The organism is Desulfocurvus vexinensis DSM 17965 (assembly GCF_000519125.1).
Taxonomy (GTDB): Bacteria; Desulfobacterota; Desulfovibrionia; order Desulfovibrionales; family Desulfovibrionaceae; genus Desulfocurvus; species Desulfocurvus vexinensis.
Genome location: NZ_JAEX01000002.1, coordinates 228,042 through 248,353, shown reverse-complemented (window position 1 = coordinate 248,353; position 20,312 = coordinate 228,042). Strand labels below are relative to the sequence as shown.

17 protein-coding genes are annotated in these 20,312 nt (G+C 68.4%); 10 read left to right on the top strand and 7 right to left on the bottom strand.

The window, feature by feature from the left end; translation table 11 throughout:
* Nucleotides 1–24: 24 nt before the first annotated feature.
* The 9 genes from G495_RS0104090 to G495_RS0104050 all read left to right on the top strand — a co-directional run bounded on the left by G495_RS0104090 (nucleotide 25) and on the right by G495_RS0104050 (nucleotide 8,624).
* A complete protein-coding gene (locus G495_RS0104090; RefSeq protein WP_028586750.1) occupies nucleotides 25–1,311 on the top strand; it encodes a S41 family peptidase in 1,287 nt (428 codons plus the stop codon).
* A 37-nt stretch (nucleotides 1,312–1,348) separates the two neighbouring features.
* Nucleotides 1,349–2,731: a divergent polysaccharide deacetylase family protein gene (locus tag G495_RS17565; protein WP_051445049.1), complete on the top strand. Its 1,383-nt coding sequence runs from the start codon at nucleotides 1,349–1,351 to the stop codon at nucleotides 2,729–2,731.
* 17 nt (nucleotides 2,732–2,748) lie between these two features.
* A complete protein-coding gene (locus G495_RS0104080) occupies nucleotides 2,749–3,717 on the top strand; it encodes an ABC transporter substrate-binding protein (protein WP_028586749.1) in 969 nt (322 codons plus the stop codon).
* Nucleotides 3,718–3,829: 112 nt separating this feature from the next.
* Nucleotides 3,830–4,717 carry an ABC transporter permease gene (locus G495_RS0104075; RefSeq protein ID WP_028586748.1) on the top strand — a complete coding sequence of 296 codons (888 nt, stop codon included), beginning with the start codon at nucleotides 3,830–3,832 and terminating at the stop codon, nucleotides 4,715–4,717.
* Nucleotides 4,711–5,505 (top strand): ABC transporter ATP-binding protein, encoded by a 795-nt coding sequence (locus G495_RS0104070; protein ID WP_028586747.1) that lies wholly within the window; start codon nucleotides 4,711–4,713, stop codon nucleotides 5,503–5,505. Before G495_RS0104075 ends, G495_RS0104070 begins: the two co-directional genes overlap by 7 nt.
* Before the next feature lie 63 nt (nucleotides 5,506–5,568).
* Nucleotides 5,569–5,991, top strand: coding sequence for a nucleoside-diphosphate kinase (ndk, locus tag G495_RS0104065; protein ID WP_035250898.1), 423 nt, complete (start codon nucleotides 5,569–5,571; stop codon nucleotides 5,989–5,991).
* Nucleotides 5,992–5,998: 7 nt separating this feature from the next.
* The gene (gene proC, locus G495_RS0104060) at nucleotides 5,999–6,790 is read left to right on the top strand and encodes a pyrroline-5-carboxylate reductase (protein ID WP_028586745.1); all 792 of its coding nucleotides are present in this window, start codon (nucleotides 5,999–6,001) and stop codon (nucleotides 6,788–6,790) included.
* A 261-nt stretch (nucleotides 6,791–7,051) separates the two neighbouring features.
* The gene (locus G495_RS0104055; RefSeq protein WP_051445048.1) at nucleotides 7,052–7,384 is read left to right on the top strand and encodes a helix-turn-helix transcriptional regulator; all 333 of its coding nucleotides are present in this window, start codon (nucleotides 7,052–7,054) and stop codon (nucleotides 7,382–7,384) included.
* Complete coding sequence (locus tag G495_RS0104050) at nucleotides 7,374–8,624, top strand: type II toxin-antitoxin system HipA family toxin (protein WP_028586743.1); 1,251 nt, start codon at nucleotides 7,374–7,376, stop codon at nucleotides 8,622–8,624. The genes G495_RS0104055 and G495_RS0104050 overlap by 11 nt, the downstream gene beginning before the upstream one ends.
* A 125-nt stretch (nucleotides 8,625–8,749) precedes the next feature.
* Here the strand turns inward: G495_RS0104050 and G495_RS21600 are convergent, their stop codons facing one another.
* The 3 genes from G495_RS21600 to G495_RS0104040 are packed head-to-tail and all read right to left on the bottom strand — an operon-like array spanning nucleotide 8,750 to nucleotide 13,146.
* Nucleotides 8,750–9,226, bottom strand: a complete 477-nt coding sequence (locus G495_RS21600; RefSeq protein ID WP_156939570.1) for a hypothetical protein — start codon at nucleotides 9,224–9,226, stop codon at nucleotides 8,750–8,752.
* 53 nt (nucleotides 9,227–9,279) lie between these two features.
* Entirely contained in the window at nucleotides 9,280–11,478 is a 2,199-nt protein-coding gene (locus G495_RS0104045) for a RelA/SpoT family protein (RefSeq protein ID WP_028586742.1), read from the bottom strand.
* A 12-nt stretch (nucleotides 11,479–11,490) separates the two neighbouring features.
* Entirely contained in the window at nucleotides 11,491–13,146 is a 1,656-nt protein-coding gene (locus G495_RS0104040; RefSeq protein ID WP_028586741.1) for a peptide-binding protein, read from the bottom strand.
* A 229-nt stretch (nucleotides 13,147–13,375) separates the two neighbouring features.
* Between G495_RS0104040 and G495_RS0104035 the strand changes: the two genes are divergently transcribed.
* Complete coding sequence (locus G495_RS0104035) at nucleotides 13,376–16,582, top strand: DEAD/DEAH box helicase (RefSeq protein WP_028586740.1); 3,207 nt, start codon at nucleotides 13,376–13,378, stop codon at nucleotides 16,580–16,582.
* Between the two features lie 110 nt (nucleotides 16,583–16,692).
* Here G495_RS0104035 and G495_RS0104030 read toward each other — a convergent pair whose 3' ends face one another.
* From G495_RS0104030 to G495_RS17555, 4 genes are all read right to left on the bottom strand, one after another.
* On the bottom strand, nucleotides 16,693–17,451 hold the full coding sequence (locus G495_RS0104030) for a class I SAM-dependent methyltransferase (RefSeq protein WP_028586739.1): 759 nt from the start codon (nucleotides 17,449–17,451) through the stop codon (nucleotides 16,693–16,695).
* On the bottom strand, nucleotides 17,411–18,052 hold the full coding sequence (locus tag G495_RS21595; protein ID WP_051445047.1) for an alpha/beta fold hydrolase: 642 nt from the start codon (nucleotides 18,050–18,052) through the stop codon (nucleotides 17,411–17,413). The genes G495_RS0104030 and G495_RS21595 overlap by 41 nt, the downstream gene beginning before the upstream one ends.
* Entirely contained in the window at nucleotides 18,049–19,239 is a 1,191-nt protein-coding gene (gene bioF / locus G495_RS0104020) for an 8-amino-7-oxononanoate synthase (protein ID WP_028586738.1), read from the bottom strand. Before bioF ends, G495_RS21595 begins: the two co-directional genes overlap by 4 nt.
* A gap of 61 nt (nucleotides 19,240–19,300) precedes the next feature.
* Nucleotides 19,301–20,248 carry a cation diffusion facilitator family transporter gene (locus G495_RS17555; RefSeq protein WP_051445046.1) on the bottom strand — a complete coding sequence of 316 codons (948 nt, stop codon included), beginning with the start codon at nucleotides 20,246–20,248 and terminating at the stop codon, nucleotides 19,301–19,303.
* Between the last annotated feature and the right edge of the window lie 64 nt (nucleotides 20,249–20,312).

The window sequence follows — 20,312 nt, the reverse complement described above, 5'->3', positions numbered from 1 at the left end:
GGGCATGACTCCGGAGGCATCTTCATGCGTTTCGCCGCCTGGCTTGGCACCTTCCTGCTCCTTGCCCTGCTGACCCTCGCCACGCCGCCCTCCATGGCGACGCAGGACGACCCCTACGCCGCCCTGGGCCGCTTCAGCGACGTTCTCGACCTGGTGGAAAAGAACTACGTCCACGAGGTCACGCGCGACGAACTGGTCAACGGCGCCATCAAGGGCATGCTCGAGCAGCTCGACCCGCACTCCACCTACATGGAGCCCGAGGAATTCCAGGAGATGCAGATCCGCACCACCGGCGAGTTCGGTGGCATCGGCATCGAAATCACCCTGCGCGACGGCCGCCTGACCGTCATCGCGCCCATCGAGGACACCCCGGCCTTCGAGGCCGGGCTCAAGTCCGGCGACATCATCCTGGAAATCGACGGCCAGAGCACCCAGGGCATCTCCCTGCTCGAAGCCGTGAACAAGATCCGCGGGCCCAAGGGCTCCACCGTCTCCCTGACCCTGATTCACCAGGGCGAGACCAAGCCCTACACCGTGTCCATCAAGCGCGCCACCATCCCCATCCGCGGCGCCAAGAGCAACGAACTCGAGCCCGGCTACCTCTACCTGCGCCTGATGAGCTTCAACGAGAACACCACCAAGGAGATGCGCGATGCCATCTCCGACTACACCAAGAAGAACGAGCTCAAGGGCATCGTCCTCGACATGCGCGGCAACCCCGGCGGCCTGCTCAACCAGGCCGTGGCCGTGGCCGACACCTTCCTGTCGGGCGGCAACATCGTCTACATCAAGGGCCGCGACGAGGCCTCGCGCGAGAACTTCGACGCCCGGCCCTCGGCGGCGGACGTGGCCGCGCCCATGGTCGTGCTCATCAACGCGGGCTCGGCCTCGGCCTCGGAAATCGTGGCTGGCGCCCTGCAGGACCGCAAGCGCGCCCTCATCCTGGGCGAGCGCAGCTTCGGCAAGGCCACGGTGCAGACCATCATCCCCCTGTCCGACGGCTCGGGCATCAAGCTGACCAAGGCCCTGTACTACACCCCCGGCGGGCGCTCCATCCAGGCCGAGGGCATCGTGCCCGACATCGTCGTGCCCTTCGAGGAGCCCGGCGAAGCCCAGGGCAACGGCCCCGTGATGCGCGAAAAGGACATGCGCGGGCACATCGAGGTCGGCGGGACCGACAAGCCCAGGCATGGCCAGGCCGAGCTCACCGACGAGGTGCGCCTGCGCCTGGAGCGCGACAACCAGCTGCGCATGGCCCTGCAGTTCGTGAAGAAGCTGCCCGACATGGGCCTCATCGGCGCGGGCAAGTAGGCCCGCGCCCAGGGCCGGGCCAGGACGCCACACGCCCATGAGCGACGACACCAGCGACACCCGCCCCGAGGGCGCCCGGCCGGGCGCCCCCGGCGAGGCGCCCGGCGGCGCGGCCCCCGCAGCCGCCCCCGGCGCCCCCGGCAGCAGGAGCGCGGCCAGGGCCGCCCTGCGCCGCGTTCCGGCCTGGGCCTGGGCCGCCGGAGGGCTGGCCGTGGCCGTGCTCGTGGGCATGCTGGCCGCTGCCGCCCTGCGCCCGGCGCCGCCAGCGGACCCGGCGCCCCTCCCGGACCCGCAGGCCGCCGCCCCCGCCCTGCCCGCGCCCGGGGCCGGGGCCGAGGCTCCCGCACTGCCCCCCGCCGCCCAGCCCGGGGCCGACGCCCCCGCCCTGCCCTACGAGGAGCCCCAGGACCCGGGCCTGGAGCGGACCATCCGCCAGATCGACTTTGCCCTGCTGGAGACCCTGCTCTTCACCGGCTACGACCCGCACGCCATGACCATCCGCGAGACGCGCCTGGAGACCCGGGGCGAGGACCGCTACCACTTCCAGGTGGTGGACATCGAACTGGAAAACGGCCCGGAGCGCTTCGTGGACATCCTGGCCCGCTCGCTGGCCAAGTGGGCTCCCGAGGCGGCCCTGGCCTCCGGCGGGCAGGGCAGCTACACCGTCGCCGTGGCCGGGGTGCCGACCCATGTGCTGGAGTTCGCCACCCCCGCGCCCGCGCCGGGCCCGGCCGAGCCCCGGCCCGCGCGCCGGGGCGGGCTGCTGGCCATCGTCATCGACGACATGGGCCAGGACCTGCGCTACGCCCGCGAGCTGGCGGCCCTGCCCTTCCCGGTGACCTTCTCGGTGCTGCCCGGCACGCCGCACAACCGCGAGGTGGCGGCCCTGGCCGCGCGCTCCGGGCGCGAGCTGCTGCTGCACCTGCCCATGGAGCCCAAGGGCTGGCCGGGCATCAACCCCGGCCCGGGCGCGCTGTTCACCTTCATGGTGCCCGACGAGATGCGCCGCGTGCTGGCCGCCGACCTGGCCGAGATTCCCGGGGCCGTGGGCGTGAACAACCACATGGGCTCGCGCTTTACCAGTGACGCCGACGGCATGGCCGTGGTACTCGACGAACTCAGGGCCCGGGGGCTGTTCTTCCTGGACAGCCTGACCGCCCAGGGCAGCACCGCCGTGCGCCTGGCCCGCGAGATGGGCCTGCCGGTCTACCGGCGCAGCGTCTTTTTGGACAACGTGCGCGACGTGGGGGCCATCACCCGCCAGATGGAAAAGGCCGCCCGCTCCGCCGCCGCCACCGGGCAGGCCGTGGCCATCGGCCACCCCTATCCGGAAACCCTGGAAGCCCTGAAGCAATGGGCCCGGCGCGAAGGCCGCACGGAGACCATCGTGCACCTCAAGGAACTCAAACCGCTCAACTGACCAAGGGAGAATCCGCCATGAAACGCCTGTCCATTCTCACCGTGCTGGCGCTCGCGGCCTGCCTGACGGCAACCGCCGCCTGGGCCAAAACCTACACCGTGTCCGTGAACCAGTTCGTGGAGCACCCCGCCCTGGACGCCGTGCTCAAGGGCCTGCAGGACAGCCTCAAGGAGCAGGGCTTCGAGGTCAAATACAACGTCCACAACGCCCAGGCCAACATGGCCACCGCCAACCAGATCGCCCAGGCCATCGCCGGCGAGAAGCCCGACATGGTGGTGGCCATCGCCACGCCCAGCGCCCAGGCCTGCGCCCAGATCATCAAGAAGGCCCCGCACATGGCCCAGGTGCCGCTGCTCTTCTCGGCGGTGACCGACCCCAAGGGCGCCGGGCTGGTGGATGACCTCCAGGCCCCGGGCGCCAACATCTCCGGCGTGTCGGACATGACCCCCGTGGACCGGCACCTGGAAATGATCATGGAGATCATGCCCGGCCTGACCGACCTGGGCGTGGTCTACAACTCCGGCGAGGCCAACTCCAAGACCCTGGTGGGCATGCTGCGCGAGGCCTGCCAGGCCAAGGGCGTGACCCTGCACGAGGCCTCCGTGGCCAAGACCGCCGACGCCTACCAGGCCACCAAGAGCCTGGCCGGGCGCGCCCAGGCCGTCTACGTGCCGACCGACAACACCGTCATCGCGGCCCTGGAATCCCTGGTCAAGGTCTGCGAGCAGAACAAGATGCCCCTGTTCGCCGCCGATGTGGACTCCGTGCCCCGCGGCGCCGTGGCGGCCCTGGGCTTCGACTACTACCTGCACGGCAAGCAGACCGGCGCCATGGCCGGGCGCATCTTCGGCGGCGCCGCCGTGGCCGAAACGCCCGTGGAGTTCCAGCAGGGCATGAGCCTGCACCTGAACCTGCCCGCCGCCGCCGCCCAGGGCGCGAACATCCCCGAGGCCGTGCGCGCCAAGGCGGACAAGGTCGTGGAATAAGGGGCCCCTTGCACTTGGCCGCAATACACGGTAAGGGCGCGGCCTGGCCGCGCCCTGCCTTTTTTCCGGCCCCGGCGCCCCCAAGCACCCTTTTGCAACCGGATTACGCCCCATGAGCCTTTTCGCCCTTCTGGGAGCCCTGGAGCAGGGCCTCGTCTACGGGATCATGGTCCTGGGGGTCTACCTGACCTTCCGGATCCTCGACTTCCCGGACCTGACCGTGGACGGCAGCCTGCCCCTGGGCGCCGCCGTGTCCGCCGTGTGCATCACCAGCGGCATGCACCCCGCCCTGTCGCTGCTGGCGGCCATGGGCGCGGGTTTCGTGGCGGGCATGGTCACCGGGCTGCTCAACACCAAGCTGGGCATCCTGCACCTTCTGGCCTCCATCCTGACCATGACCGCCCTGTATTCCATCAACATCCGCATCATGGGCGGGCCCAACGTCTCGCTGCTGGGCGTGGACACGGTGCTCGACCCGCTCATGCGCGCGGGCCTGCCCGGCTACTACGCCTCGCCGCTGCTCTTCGCCGCCCTGGCCGGGGCCGTGGTCCTGGCGCTGATCTGGTTCCTGTACACCGAGCTGGGCCAGGCCATGCTGGCCACCGGCGACAACCGCCAGATGATCACCAGCCAGGGTGTGGACACGCACAAGGTCATCATCTTCGGGGTCGGCCTGTCCAACGCGCTGGTGGCCCTGGCGGGCGGGCTCATCGCCCAGAACCAGGGCGCGGCGGACGTGAACATGGGCGTGGGCACCATCGTGGCCGGGCTGGCCTCGGTCATCGTGGGCGAGACGGTGTTTGGCAACCGCTCCCTGCCCCGGGCCGTGGTGGCGGCCATCGTCGGCTCCATCATCTACCGCGTGGCCATCGCCCTGGCCCTGGGCCTGAAGGTCGGCTCCTTCACCTTCACCCCCAGCGACCTAAACCTGATCACCGCGCTGCTGGTGGTCGTGGCCCTCACGGCGCCCAGGCTCAAGAAGAGGCTGCGCAAATGCTAGAACTCTCCGGCCTGACGCTGTATTTCCACAAGGGCAGCATCAACGAGGTCCGCGCGCTGTCGGGGGTGGACCTGACCGTCCACGAGGGCGATTTCATCACCGTCATCGGCTCCAACGGCGCGGGCAAGTCCACGCTTTTGAGCGCCCTGGCGGGCACCTACGCGCCCCACGGCGGCAGCGTGACCATGCGCGGGCAGGACATCACCCGCTGGCCCGAGCACAGGCGCGCCCGCTTCATGGGCCGCGTGTTCCAGGACCCCCTGCGCGGCACCTGCGCCAGCCTGTCCATCGCCCAGAACATGGCCCTGGCCCTGCGCCGGGGCAAATGGCGCGGGCTGTCGCGCGGGGTCACCGCCGCCGACCGCGCGCTGTTCGCCACCGAGGTCAAGAAGATCGGCCTGGGCCTGGAGTCGCGCCTGGACGACCGCATCGGCCTGCTTTCCGGCGGCCAGCGCCAGGCCCTGACCCTGCTCATGGCCACCATGGTCCGCCCCGACCTGCTGCTGCTGGACGAGCACACCGCCGCCCTGGACCCCAAGACCGCCAACCAGACCCTGCTGCTCACCGAGCATCTGGTGACCTCGCAGAACCTGACCACCCTCATGGTCACCCACAACATGAACCAGGCCATCAAGCTCGGCAACCGCCTGATCATGCTGCACCAGGGCGAGATCATTCTGGATATTTCCGGCGAGGCCAAGGCCGAGCTCACGGTCAACGACCTGCTGGCCCAGTTCTACAAGGTCAAGGGCGAGGAATTCAGTTCCGACAAGATGCTGCTCACGTAATCCCCGGCGGCCCGGTTCTTCCCTCCGGGCCGCCGTTTTCCGCAACCAACACTGGAGGATACAATGGCTCTGGAACGCACCTTTTCCATCATCAAGCCCAACGCCGTGGCCAAGAACAAGGTCGGCGCCATCCTGGCCATGATCGAGGCCGCCGGCCTGAAGATCGTGGGCACGCGCATGATCCACCTGACCCGCGCCCAGGCCGAAGGCTTCTACGCCGTGCACCGTGAGCGGCCCTTCTTCGGCTCGCTGTGCGACTTCATGTGCTCGGGCCCGGTGGTGGTCTCCGTGCTCGAAGGCGAGAACGCCGTGGCGCGCTACCGCGAGATCATGGGCGCCACCAACCCGGCCAACGCCGCCGAGGGCACCATCCGCAAGCTCTACGCCGACGACATCGAGGCCAACGCCGTGCACGGCTCCGACGGCCCCGACACCGCCGCCGTGGAAATCGCCTACTTCTTCAACGCGCTGCAACTGGTGAGGTAAGACGACCATGACCTGCATCGGCTTCATCGGCGTGGGCAACATGGGCAGCGCCATCATCCGCGGCCTGGCCCCGCGCGGCGACGTGACCCTGATGGGCTACGACCTGAACTCCGCGAGCCTTGCGGCCCTGGCCCCCGTGGGCCTGCGCGCCGCCGCCTCGCCCCGGGAGCTGGCCGAGGGCTGCGACATCGTCCTGCTGGCCGTGAAGCCGCACCAGGTCAAGGCCGTGCTGGAGGAGATCGGCCCGGCCCTGAACCCGGGGCGCACCGTGCTGTCCATCGCGGCGGGCGTGACCATGAAGAAGCTCGTCAAATGGGCCGACCCGGCCCCGGTGGTCCGAGTGATGCCCAACACCCCGGCCATGGTCGGCGCCGGGGTCTTCGCCCTGTGCCTGGAGGACGACCGCCTGGGCCAGGAGCGCAAGGACTTCCTGGTGGCCCTCTTCCAGGGCCTGGGCCAGGTCCATGTGCTGCCCGAAAAGCTCTTCGACGCCTTCACGGCGGTGGCGGGCTCGGGCCCGGCCTACGTGTTCTACTTCATGGAGGCCGTCATCGAGGCGGGCGTGACCCTGGGGCTCACGCGCCAGCAGGCCACCGAGATGGTCCAGGGCCTGTTCACGGGCTCGGCCAAGCTGGCCGCCGAGTCCGGCCAGCACGTCAGCGTGCTGCGCGAAATGGTCTGCTCCCCGGCGGGCACGACCATCGCAGCCCTGAACGCCTTCGACAAGAAGGCCGTGCGCGCCGCCATCGTCAAGGGCGTGCTCAAGTCCGCCAAGCGCAGCCAGGAGCTGGGCGACTAGCCCGGCGCAGGCGAAGCGAGAAAACCAGGGCCCGGTCCGCGTTTGCGGGCCGGGCCTTTTTGCGCGGGGCGCGGGCGCGGCTGGGCGTTGCGCCCTGCGTGGCGGTTTCCGGACGCCAGCCGTTTGCGCGACTGTGGGCTGCGCGGGCGCGGGCTGGGCGGGCAACGCGGCGGGCGCGCTGCTGCGCATGACAACAATTTGCAAACTTTAATTTGCATTATCATTAACAATGCAATATAAACATTGCAAATGGAGGACACCGTGAAGGGCTACGACACCATCCCGGACACCGTACTCCGGCGGCTCAAGCAGGTTGGCGAGAACATCCGGGTCGCCCGCCTCAACCGGAATTACACCGCCGAAAAGCTCGCCGCGCTGGCCGGGACGAACCGGGAAACCCTGCGCCGCATCGAGAACGGCCACCCGGGCGTGGGCATCGGGTATGTGGCGAGCGTGCTGTGGGCCTTGCAGCTCGACGAGGACCTGGGGCTGATCGCCGCGCCGGACCGGGACGCCCTGGGCCTGACGCTGGCGGCCCCGGCCCGGGGCAGGCGCGCCAGAACGGCGCAGGACGGCGCAAAGTATGACTTCTGAAGCCACCGTGTACATTCATCTGCCCGGGGACGGCTTCGTGCCTGCGGGCATCCTCGAATTCCTCCCCGCCCGGAACCAGAGCGTCTTCACCTATGGCCGCCGCTACGTGCAGCGGCCCAACGCGGTGCCCATCGACCCCGTGCACCTGCCGCTCTCCTTCACCGGCCAGGCCGTGACGCCCCGGGGGGTGCCGATGTTCAACGCGCTGCGCGACGCCGCGCCCGACCGCTGGGGCCGGAAGGTGCTGGGCCTGCTGGCCGGGCGCCCCGCCGAAACCCTCACCGAGTTCGAGCTGCTGACCGCCCACCACAGCCCCCGGCGCATCGGGGCCCTGGCCTTCGGCCCGTCGCCAACCTCGGGCCCGCAAAGCATGGCCCCCTGGGCGGGCGCGCAGGACCTCTTCGCCCGCGACGAGGCGCAGCTCCGCGAACTGGCGCCCCTTGTCGAACGCATCGCGGGCGCCTCCGAGGAGGAGCTGGCCGACCTGCGCGGCGCGCTGCCCGACGACGCCTTCCTGAAGGCCCTGACCTCGCTCTACAGCGTCGGCGGCGCGCGCCCCAAGGCCATGGTCGAATTCGAGGGCGAACCCTGGATCGCCAAGTTCCCCAAGGGCGACGACGCCTGGAACGAACCCCTGGTGGAGCACGCCACCATGACCCTGGCCGCCCGGTGCGGGCTCGACGTGGCCGCGACCCGGATCGCCCAGGTGGGCGGGGCCACCGTCCTGCTGGTCCGGCGCTTCGACCGCGACCGGGAGGGCCAGCCGCAACACATCGTTTCCGGGTTCACCGTCATGGACGTGCAGGAGGACGGCGACTGGGGCAGCTACCAGGACCTGGCCCTGGCCGCCCGGCGCCTGGGCGACGACAAGGCCGCGCAGGAGCTGTTCAGGCGCATGGCCTTCAACGCCCTGTGCGCCAACACCGACGACCACCCCCGCAACCACGCCTTTTTCGTCACCCGCAACCAGGTGCGCCTGACCCCGGCCTACGACCTGGTGCCGCGGCAGACCCGCGCGGCCCGCTACGACCTGGCGCTGCGCTGCGGCACCTACGGCCCCGAAGCCTCCACCCGCAACCTCCTGAGCGCCACCGCCCCCTTCGGCCTGCCCCCGGCCCAGGCACGCCAAATCCTGGACGAAATGCGCGACGTCGTTGCAGGCTGGCGCACCCACTTCACCCAACTCGGCGTCCCGCCCAGGGACATGGAAGAGCTGTCGCAAAGATTTCAGGCAAGGTAGCCCAGAAAAACCAAGGCCCGGCCCGCGTTTGCGGGCCGGGCCTTCTTACATCCTATGGAACCCAGCACAAACGAAGAAGAACAAATACACTTCATTTAAATATACATCATCAAACAAAAGGATTGTCAATAACTTGACAAAGACCTGGCCGTAGCCAATGCATCCCATCTTTTCAAGACAGGATGCACTCTTGTCGGCAAACAATCAATATGATGAGCACAGCAGTTTTTTATATTTTGCATTCCTTCTCCATCAACAAAATTACCAACACTAGAATTATCACATCCAGTCACACGCTGAAGTGTGGAGAATTTTAACACATATATTTGGTTACAATAGTAATACGTTGAATTATCCACCCAGCGCCTATCACCAATTTTGTATTGCGAACAAATCTCTCCATGCTTCCCTCCTGTGTCTCGAGAAAAGAGAGGCAGCCAAAAACTTGTCATCCTTTTGTGTTTATAACCGATGCACAACGCATAATGCGGGCTATCAACATGATTCACCTCACTTGTGCAGCAACATCGATCAACAAAACCAAAATCAAAGAAAAATACACGTCCCCTTGCAACATCATACAACTTTTGAATTCTCGACATCGCTTCATCCTCCTATATGCAAACAAATTTCACATTAAATCAGCGTATCCCCCTCACCCCTCCCCCTTGCCCGCCTCGCGCACGGCTTCCAGCACGTTTTCCAGTGATGAAAGCTTGTTCAGCGCCAGGTAGAGGTGGTCGGTGTCGCGGACCTCGATGGTCAGGTGCAGTTCGCTGTTGCCGTCCACGTTGGAATTGAAGGCGCCCGCGTCGATGTTCACGTCCACCTTGTCCAGGGCGGAGGCGATGCGTGAGAGCATGCCGCGCGCGTTGCGGCAGACCACGCGGATCTTGGCCGGGAAGGGCTGTTCCTGCTGGCCCTCCCAACTCACGGCCAAAAGCCGCTCGGGCTCCATGGTCTGCACGTTGGGGCAGTCGGTGGTGTGCACGGTCACGCCCCGGCCCCGGCTGATGTAGCCGATGATCGCGTCGCCGGGCACGGGGTTGCAGCACTTGGAGAAGCGCACCAGCACGTCGTCCACGCCCTTGATGCTGATCTTCTCGCCAGGGGCGGCGGGGCGCTCGGCGGGCTTGTCCGCCCCCGGGGCCGGGGTGCGGCGGGCGCCGTCCTCGGGGCGGCGCACCTCCTTGCGCTCGTCCTCGTCCAGGCGCGGCACCAGCCGGTTGAGCACCTGGCGCGGGGTCAGCCGCGAATAGCCCACCGAGGCGAACAGCTCCTCCACGTCCTTGAAGGAAAAGAACTCGGCCACCGGGCCCAGCAGGCCTTCCTTGTGGACCTTGGCCACGTTGACGCCCATGCGCCGGCCTTCCTTCTCCAGCATTTCGTGGCCCAGGGCGATGGCCCGGGCGCGCTCCTCGGTGCGGATGAAGTGCTTGACGCGCGTGCGGGCCTTGGCGGTCTTGATGAACTTCAGCCAGTCGCGACTGGGGCGGCGGTTCTTGTCGGTGATGATCTCGATGGTGTCGCCGTTGCGCAGCTTGCGCGACAGGGGCACCAGCCGCCCGTTGATCTTGGCCCCGGCGCAGTGGTCGCCCACCTCGGAGTGGATGAGGTAGGCAAAATCCACGGGCGTGGCGCCGTCGGGCAGCTCGCGCACCTGGCCCTTGGGCGTGAACACATACACTTCGTCCTTGAACAGGTCGAAGCGCAGCGATTTCATGAACTCCTTGGGGTCGGCCTCGTCCTTTTGCCAGTCCATGATCTGCCGCAGCCAGGAGTAGCGCTCCATGTCGCGGCTGGCGGTCTTTATCGAGCCCTTTTCCTTGTAGCTCCAGTGGGCCGCCACGCCCAGCTCGGCCAGCTTGTGCATCTCCTCGGTGCGGATCTGGATCTCGATGCGCTCGCCCTCGGGCCCGACCACGGTCGTATGCAACGACTGGTACATGTTGGCCTTGGGCATGGAAATGTAGTCCTTGAAGCGCCCGGGCACGGGCTTCCAGTCGGCGTGGACCAGGCCGAGCACGGCGTAGCAGTCCTTGATGGTCGCCACCACCACGCGGAAGGCGATGAGGTCGTGGACCTCGTCCAGGGTCAGACCCTGCTGCTCCATCTTGCGCCAGGTGCTGTAGACGTGCTTGACCCGGCCCGACACGTCGGCCTTGATGCCGTTGTCCTTGAGCTTGCGCAGGATGAGCTGCACCACGCGCTCGATGTAGTCGCGCCCGTTCTCGGCGTAGTGGTCCAGCCCCTTGGTCACCTGGTCGGACACGTCGGGGCGGATGTGCTTGAAGGCCAGGTCTTCCAGCTCGGTCTTGAGCAGGTGCAGCCCCAGGCGGTTGGCCAGGGGCGCGTAGATGTCCATGGTCTCCTGGGAGATGAGCTTGCGCTTGTGGGGCTTCTGGAAGTCCAGGGTGCGCATGTTGTGCAGGCGGTCGCACAGCTTGACCAGGAGCACGCGGATGTCCTCGCTCATGGCCATGATCATCTTGCGCATGTTCTCGGCCTGGGCTTCCTCCTTGGAGTCGAAGGACATCTGCATCTGGCTGATCTTGGTCACGCCGTCCACGATGTCGGCCACGTCCTCGCCGAACTGCGCGTCGATCTCCTCCACCTCGGCCTTGGTGTCCTCCACCGTGTCGTGCAGGAGCCCGGCGGCGATGGTCGCGCCGTCCAGGCGCATCCCGGCCAGCTCGTAGGCCACGTCCAGCGGGTGCGAGAGATACGGCTCGCCGGACAGGCGCACCTGCCCGGCGTGGGCCGCGGCGGAGAACACGTAGGCCTTCTGGATCAGCGCCCTGTCCGCTTCGGGCAGGTAGCTGCAACGGTCGAGAATGTCCGTGATGCGGATCATGCGCGCGGTGCCCTACTGCTGCATGGTGGAACGCTGGAGTGCCTTGGGAATCCACCACTTCTCGAAGTTGTGGCTGATGCCCGCCGGGGCGGGCTCGATGCCCTGGATGCGCGCGGCCACCACGGGCAGCGCCAGGGGGCAGTACAGGAACGTGTAGGGCTGGTCCTCGTGCAGGAGCTGCTGGACCTTGTCGTACACGGCCTTGCGCTCGGCCTGGCCCAGCAGGTGGCGGCCCTCGTCCAGCAGGGCGTCGAGCTCGGGGTTCTTGTAGCCCACGAAGTTCAGCCCGCCGGGCTCGGCCTGGGAGGAATGCCACACGTTGTACAGGTCGGGGTCGATGATGATGTTCCAGCCCATGACCAGGGCCTCGAAGCGGCCCTTGTCGATGAACTCCTTGATGAAGGCCGACCACTCCACGGTGCGGATCTTCACGCGCACGCCGATGGCGGCCAGGTTGGCCTGGATGATGGTCGCGGCCTTGATGCGCGACTCGTTGCCCTGGTTGGTCATCAGGGTGAACTCGAAGGGCCGCCCGTCCTTGTCCAGCACGCCGTCGCCGTTGGTGTCCGTCCAGCCCGCCCCGGCCAGGAGCGCCCGGGCGGCCTCGGGGTCGAAGGGATAGTCGCGGATGGCGTCGTTGTAGACCCAGGTGCCGGGCTTGTAGGGGCCGATGGTCGGCTGGCCCAGGCCCAGCAGCACGCCCTTGACGATGGCCTGCTTGTCGATGGCGTGGGCGAACGCCCGGCGCACGCGCACGTCGGCGAACATGGGGTTGGACAGGTTGTAGCCCACATAGGTGTAGCCGAAGGACAGATACTGGTACTTGCGGAAATTGGCCTCCCAGTCCGGCCCGCTGGTCTGGAAGCTGTACTGCTGGGGGGTCAGGTCCATGAGGTCGAGGTTGCGGGCCTTGAGCTCCATGAACATGGTCGCCTGGTCGGGGATGATGCGGTAGATCACGCGGTCGAAGTGCGGGCGGCCCTCGAAGTAGTCGGGGTTGGCCGTGAGCACCAGGCGGCTGCCCTGGGTCCACTCCGTGAGCCGGTAGGGCCCGGCGCCCACGGGCGCGCGGGCAAACGGCGTGTCCAAGATGTTCTGGTTCTCCAGCACGTGCTTGGGCAGGATGTCGAGCATCCACGAGGTCAGGGCCCGGGCCAGGGGCTTGTCGTAACGCACCTCGAAGGTGTAGCGGCCCGTGATCTTGAACTCCCTGACCTGCTTGTAGCTCTCGGCATAGGCCGTGGGCACCTCGGGGTCGATGTAGAGCTTGTAGGTGAACTCCACGTCCTCGGCGGTCAGCTCCTGGCCGTCGTTCCACAGGATGCCGGGGCGCAGCTCGAAGCGGATGAGCCGCCCGCCGTCGAGCACTTCGAAGGATTTGGCCGCCCGGGGCTCTATTTCAAGATTCTTGTTGTACTTGAGCAGCGAGACATATAACAGACTGGCCACCTCATGGGAGGCCGAATCCGAAGCCAGGGGCGGGATGAGGTTCGACGGCTCGCCGATGCTGGCGGTGACGTAGGTGCCGCCGTCCTCGGGGGTTTCGGGTATCGCCACGGCCTTGCCCGGACCGTCTGCGGGCCGCTGCCCCTCGGGGGCGGAGTCGCAGCCCCAAAGCAGCAGGCCCAACACAAGGAAAAAGCAGGAAAAGAAACGTCTGTCGGGCATGGTCTTTCCGGTCTTGCCTTTCTTGTGAAATGTGCTATTTACATCCGCCCCCGCACGGCGCACGGCGCATTGCCGGGACTTGCGAGTATGGACCACGGCGCCCAAAAAGCCAAGGGGCTCTTGCCAACCCCGCAAATTTTGGTACCATCACGGACCAGGGCGCCCGATCCCCCGACCCCCACAGCCCACCGGAAAAACCCGGCCGGGCGCACACGAGGCCAAGGCACACATGGACAGCGGAGAAGAGAAGGTCGTCGAGAGCCTTCTCCAGGAATTCATCAATTTTACCGTCCCCGAATACATCGTCGAGGGCGCCCACGCCATCCTCGCCGCAGGCGGGGTGCAGAAGCTTTCGCTCAACAAGCGCGAGGGCTACTGGGACGTGGAAGGCCAGATCGAGGGCGACGACTTCCAGTCGTACAGCCCCGAGCTGGGGCTGAACCTCGCCGGCGGCGCGGTGAACTTCTACTGCAACTGCCCGGACTCGTTCTCGGGGGTCTGCCGCCACGTCGCGGCCACGGCCCTCAAGCTCTACCAAACCTTCGAGGTCAAGGATGAGGCCGCGCCCGTGCGGCCCCACGCCGACTGGCGCCAGACCTTCCGCGCCTACTTCTCCACCGAGCCGGACCCCGAGGCGGGCAAGCACTATCTGGTCTACCGCTTCTACCCCGAGCACGGGCGCCTGCAGGTGGCCTTCTTCCGCGCCCGGCAGAACAAATCCGGCCTGTCCAACGTGCAAAACGAGGTCACCCTCGCCCAGATCATCGAGAACCCCGACTGGTGCGAAATGGCGCCCATGCTGCCGACCCTGGCCCGGCAGATCGCCCACTACCTCGACTATGCCGGGCACCGGGTGGAGATCCCCTCGGGCCTGCACTCCTGGTTCTTCCGCGCCATCCGCGGCGAATACTACCTCTTCTGGCAGGACACCGAGCAGCCCGTGCGCATCGAGGTCAAGACCATGCGCCTGCGGCTGTCGCCAGTCATCGCCGACGAGGGCCTGTCCTTCGACGTGATGCTCTCGCGCGAGGGCAAGGTGCCCTTCTCCATCCGCGGGCAGGAGGTCTTCCTCTACGGGCGCATGCCGCTGTGGGTCTGCCTGAAGCAGACCTTCTACCCGGTGCAGACGGGCCTTGAGCCCGAGCTGATCAAATCCATGGTCGAGTCCGCCCCGGTCATCCCCCAGGAGGACATCTCCGAGTTCCTGGACCGCGTCTGGACGCGCCTGCCCGCCTCGGACCTGCACGGGCAGGAGGAATTCATCGAGCGCATGAAGCCCATCTTCGTGCCCGCCGCCTACAGGCCCAAGCTCTACCTCGACGAGGAAGGCAGCCTGCTGACCCTGCGCATCCAGAACATCTACGACACCGAGCACGGCGAAGCCTCCCTGCCCGGCCCCAACCCCGACCTGCAGACCGGCAGCTACCAGTACGGCGGCAAGTCGTACCTCATCCTGCGCGACCAGGGGGCCGAGGGCGAGCTGACCCAGATGCTGGTGGACATGCACTTCCAGCCGCGCAACAACGAGAACTGGTTCCTGGAGCCCGAGGAGGCCATCGCCTTCCTGCTCGACGCGTACCCCTCCCTGGTGGCCAAATACCGCGTCTACGGCGAGAAGAACCTCTCGCGCTACAAGGTCCGCCTGACCACGCCGACCATCGTCGCCGAGGTGCAGACCGAGGAAGAGCAGAAATGGTTCAACCTCGAACTGGCCGTGGACTACGACGGCCAGCGCGTGGACATGGACACCATCTGGGAGGCATGGACCAGCGGCAAGCGCTACGTGCAGCTCAAGGACGGCACCTACACCAGCCTGCCCGAGTCCTGGCTGGAAAAGCTCGGCCACAAGCTGCGGGCCATGGGCCTGGACCCGGCCAAGCCGCCCAAGAAGGAGTTCCAGCAGTTCGAGGCCCCGGTGCTGGACAAGATCCTCGAAGACCTGCCCGAGGCCCGGGTGGACGGCTTCTGGGAAGAGCTGCGCACCAAGATCCACAACTTCACGGCCATCCGCCAGCTCGACGCGCCCAAGGGCCTGAACGCCAGCCTGCGGCCCTATCAGGCCCAGGGCCTGTCGTTCTTGAACTTCCTGCGCGAGTACGGCTTCGGCGGCATCCTGGCCGACGAGATGGGCCTGGGCAAGACCATCCAGACCCTGTCGTTCATCCAATCCATGGTCGAGCGCAAGATGGAGGGCCCGAACCTCATCGTCGTGCCCACCTCAGTGCTGCCCAACTGGGAGCGCGAGGCCGAGAAGTTCGTGCCCGGCCTGACGCGGCTGACCATCTACGGCTCGCGGCGCGACAACCTCTTCCACCACATCGGCGAGTCGCACCTGGTGCTGACGACCTACGCCCTGTTGCGCCACGACCTGGAAGAGCTCCAGAAGTTCGAGTTCAACTCCATCATCCTGGACGAAGCCCAGAACATCAAGAACCCGAACACCATCACCGCGCGCAGCGTGCGCAAGCTCGACGCCAAGCTGCGCGTGTGCCTCTCGGGCACGCCCATCGAGAACAACCTCTTCGAGCTGTGGAGCCTGTTCGAGTTCCTCATGCCCGGGTTCCTGGGCTCGCAGCACTCCTTCCAGCGCGGCGTGGTCAAGCCCATCAAGGACGGCGACGAAGAGACCCTGGATTTCCTGCGCACGCGGGTCAAGCCGTTCATCCTGCGCCGCACCAAGAGCCAGGTGGCCAAGGACCTGCCGCCCAAGATCGAGAACGTGCAGTACTGCGCCCTGGCCGACGAGCAACTTGAACTCTACGCCAAGCTGGCCAAAAAGCTCAAGGAGCAGGTGCTGGCCGATGTGGACGAGAAGGGCATGGCCAAGAGCCAGATGTCCATCCTCGACGCGCTGCTCAAGCTGCGCCAGATCTGCTGCCACCCGCGCCTGCTCAAGCTCGACATGCCCGGGGTGTCCACCAACCTGCCCTCGGGCAAGTTCGACGCCTTCAAGGACATGGTCACGGACATCATCGAGGAAGGCCACAAGGTGCTGGTCTTCTCGCAGTTCGTGCAGATGCTGCACATCATCCGCTCCTGGTTGCAGATCAGCGACATCCCCTTCGCCTACCTCGACGGCGCCTCCAAGGACCGCTTCGAGCAGGTGGACCGCTTCAACCAGGACCCGGACATCCCCATCTTCCTGATCTCCCTCAAGGCGGGCGGCACGGGCCTGAACCTGACCAGCGCCGACTACGTGATCCACTACGACCCATGGTGGAACCCTGCCGTGGAATCCCAGGCCACGGACCGCACCCACCGCATCGGCCAGACGCGCCAGGTCTTCTCCTACAAGATGATCTGCCAGAACACGGTGGAGGAGAAGATCCTCCAGCTCCAGGACATGAAGCGCGGGGTGGCCGAGTCCATCATCCCCGGGCAGGACTCCTGGAAGTCCCTGACCCGCGACGACCTGGAGATGCTCTTCGAGGTCTAGGGGTTCGGGCGAAATCCGAAAACACCAACGGCCCGCCGCGTATCGCACGCGGCGGGCCGTTTGGCGTTGAGGCCTGCCCTGTTGCCTCCGCCCGGGGCCGGGCGGACGCCCTACCCCTCCCGGCGGCCCCACAGCAGCACGGCGCGGTACGTCACGCGCACCCCGCCGGGCACGGCGAACAGCTCCGCGTAGCGCCGGGCGAAGGCCTGCCAGCGGGCCGGGGCGTGGGCGCGCGGGGCCGGGGTGGCCGTGGCGCCGGTGCGGCGCAGCCCGGCCAGGGCCTCGCGCACCGTGGGCGCCACCTGCACGCTCTCCCACTCGCGCCACTGGAAGGCGATGCCCGGGGCGGCGCCGAGGATGGCCGCATACTCCCGGGCCGGGCGCAGGGGCAACACGGAGCCGAAGCCCGTCTCCGCGCTGGCCCGGGCCAACTCGGCCAGGGTGCCCTCCACGAACAGCGCCAGGGCGAAGGCCCCGCCCGGGGCCAGCAGTCCCAGGTTGGCGGGGATGGAGCGCCACGGGTCGCGGTACCACTGCATGGCCGAGGCGCTGAGCAGCAGGTCCGCCCGGCCCGGGCGCAGGGGCGCGGCCTCGCCGTCGGCCACCAGGGCCGCCTCGTGCGGGCCGCGCAACGCGAGCCGGGCCAGCATGCCCGGGGCGAGGTCCAGGCCCACGTAGCGGCTCCAGACGCAGCGCGCGCGGGCCAGCTCCGTGAGCAGCCCGCCTCCGGCGCCGATTTCCACGGCCAGGCCGCAGGGCCCGGCGGGCAGCGCCGCCGCGCAGGCCCGGGCCGCCTCGGCCTGGGCCTGGGCCGCCCCCGCGTAGGTCTCAGCCGCGCGGCTGAAACGCGTCGCAACCCGTTTCTTCATGCAGGATGGCCATGAGGATGTCTTCGGGAACATGGTGCCCGGCGTCCACCAGCGAACGCCAGGAGCCGGACAGCAGCCCGGCCACGTGGGCCGAGGCCTCCAGGGGCAGCACGCGGTCGCCCGCGCCGTGGACCACGCGCACCCGCGCGCCGTCCTCCCCGGCGGCCAGCACGGCGCGCGAGGTCAGCAGGTAGTCCAGGCCCCGGGCCAGGGCCGGGCCGTGGGCCTCGGGGGCCTCGGGCAACGCCCCGCGCAGCCCGCAGGAGCGGTGGAAGGCGCGCACCGTGCGCCGGGGCCCCTCGGCGGCCACGGCCTCGCGCATGGCCCGCACCGGCTCGCGGGGCACGTAGTCGCAAAAGGCCACGAAAGGCGCCACCAGCACCACCCGGCGGAACAGCGGGAACAGCCCGGCCCGCAGGCGCAGCACCATGTGCGCCCCCGTGGACCACGCCACCAGCACCTGCCCGCCGCCCGCCAGCCGCGCCGCCAGCCCGGCCTCGTCGGCGTCCACGAAGGGCACCACGAAGTCCAGGGCCTGCGCCAGGCGCGGATACAGCGCCGCGTACCCGGCCCAGCCGGAAACAAAGGCCCCCAGGCTCACGCCAGCCCCCCGCGCGAGCGGGCCACGGCCAGCTCCTCGAAGGCCGTGTGCACGCGCTCCATGTCGGCCTCGGTGAGGTCCGCCCGCAGGGACACGCGCAGCCGCGCCGTGCCCTCGGGCACCGAGGGCGGGCGGATGGCCGGAACGAGCACCCCGCGCTCCATGAGGAAATCGCGCGCGGCCAGGGCCGTGGCGTTGTCGCCCAGGATCACGGGGATGATCTGCGTCACCGAGCGCCCCGTGGAGAAGCCCAGGGCCGCGAGGTGGTGGCGCAGGTCGGCGGCGCTGTCCAGCAACCTGCGGGCCTTGGCGCCCCCGGCGGCCACCAGCCGCAGGGCCGCCAGGCTGGCCCCGACCACCGCCGGCGGCAGGGCCGTGGAAAAGATGAAGGGCCGCCCGAAATTGCGCAGCATGGCCACCACGTCCTCGCGCCCGGCCACGTAGGCCCCGTGGGAGCCCAGGGCCTTGGAGAAGGTGCCCATGTGCACGTCCACGGCGTCGGAAAGGCCCAGCTCGTGGGCCAGCCCGCGCCCCTCGCCCAGCACGCCCGTGGCGTGGGCCTCGTCCACCACCGTCAGCGCGCCGTGCTCCTGGGCCAGCTCCACGATGCGCGCCAGGTCGGCCACGTCGCCGTCCATGCTGAACACGGTGTCGGTGACGACGATCTTGCGCGGGGCGTCGCCGTGGCGTGCCAGCAGCTCCGCCAGGTGCTCCATGTCACCGTGGCGGTAGCGCGCGTGGACCGCGCGGGCCAGGGCGATGCCGTCCACGATGCTGGCGTGGTTCAGGCGGTCGGAGAAAACCACGGTGTGGCGGTCGGCCAGGGCGGCCATGACGCACAGATTGGCCGCGTAGCCCGAGCCCAGGAGCAGCGCGGCCTGCTGGCCCTTGAACCCGGCGGTCAGGCGCTCCAGCTCGTCGCACAGGGCGAAGTTGCCCGTGACCAGCCGCGAGGCCCCGGCGGTGGTGCCGTATTCCTCCACCGCGCGCACTGCCGCCGCGCGCAGCTCGCCGCGCCCGGCCAGGCCCAGGTAGTTGTTGGAGGCCAGGTTCAAAAGGCGCCGCCCCTGCCACAGCACCGTGCGGTCCGCCCCGCGGTCCACGGGGGGGATCTCGCGCCACAGGCCCCGGGTGCGGGCCTCGGCCAGGCGGGCGGCCATGTGCTGGTTCCAGTCGAATGCGCTCATAGGAGGTGTACGGCTACCGGAAAACGCGATGATGCGCAACGCCGGGCCGGGGCCGGGCGCCTCAGCCCGGCCCGGGCGGGCAGCTCCCGCAATTGCCGCTTCCGGCGCAGGCCCCGCCCACGGCGTGGCCGTCGAAGGAGGTCGGCTCCTCCACGGGCTCCACGTGGATGGTCACCAGGGTGCCCGGCAGGCGCGAGATGATGGCCAGCTCCACGGCGTCGCACAGGGCGTGGGCCCGGGCCACGGAGGTCGAGCCGGGCATGAGCAGGTGGAAATCCACGAAGCGGCGCGCGCCGGACTTGCGGGTGCGCAGGCCGTGGTACAGGGCGTCCTGCCCGGCCACGGCGCGGATGGCCTCGTGGATGGCGCGCATCTCGGGCTCGGGCAGGGCCTTGTCCATGAGCCCGCCCAGGGAGCGGCGCACCAGCCCCAGCCCGGTGCCCACGATGTTCACGGCCATGACCACGGCGATGACCGGGTCGAGCACGGCCCACGAGGGCGGAGCCACCAGCAAAACGGCCAGCCCACCCACCAGCCCCACCGAGGTCCACACGTCGGTCATCAGATGCCTGGCGTCGGCCTCCAGGGTGATGCTGTCGTAACGCCGCGCGGCGCGCAGCATGCCCCGGGCCGTGAACCAGTTCACCCCCGAGGCCGCCAGGGCCATGAGCAGGCCCAGGCCCAGGCTTTCCAGGGGCTGCGGGTTCAGGAAGCGGCCCACCGCGGCCCAGACGATGCCCCCGGCGGCGACGATGATCAGGACGCCCTCGGCGCCGCTGGAAAAATACTCGGCCTTGCCGTGGCCGTAGGCGTGGCCGTCGTCGGCGGGCTGCACGGCGACGGTGAGCGCCCACAGCGCGAGCATGCCCGCCGCCAGGTTCACCAGCGATTCCGTGGCGTCGGAGAGCAGCCCCACGGACCCGGTAAGCGCCCAGGCCCCGAACTTCAGGCCCAGGGTCAGCAGCGAGGCGGCGATGGAATAGTACGCGTAGCGCACGGGCGAAGGCATGGCGGCTCCCGGCCGGAAGATGCGCGCCGCTCCCCGGGCCGGGCCCGGCGGCGCAGGCGCCCAG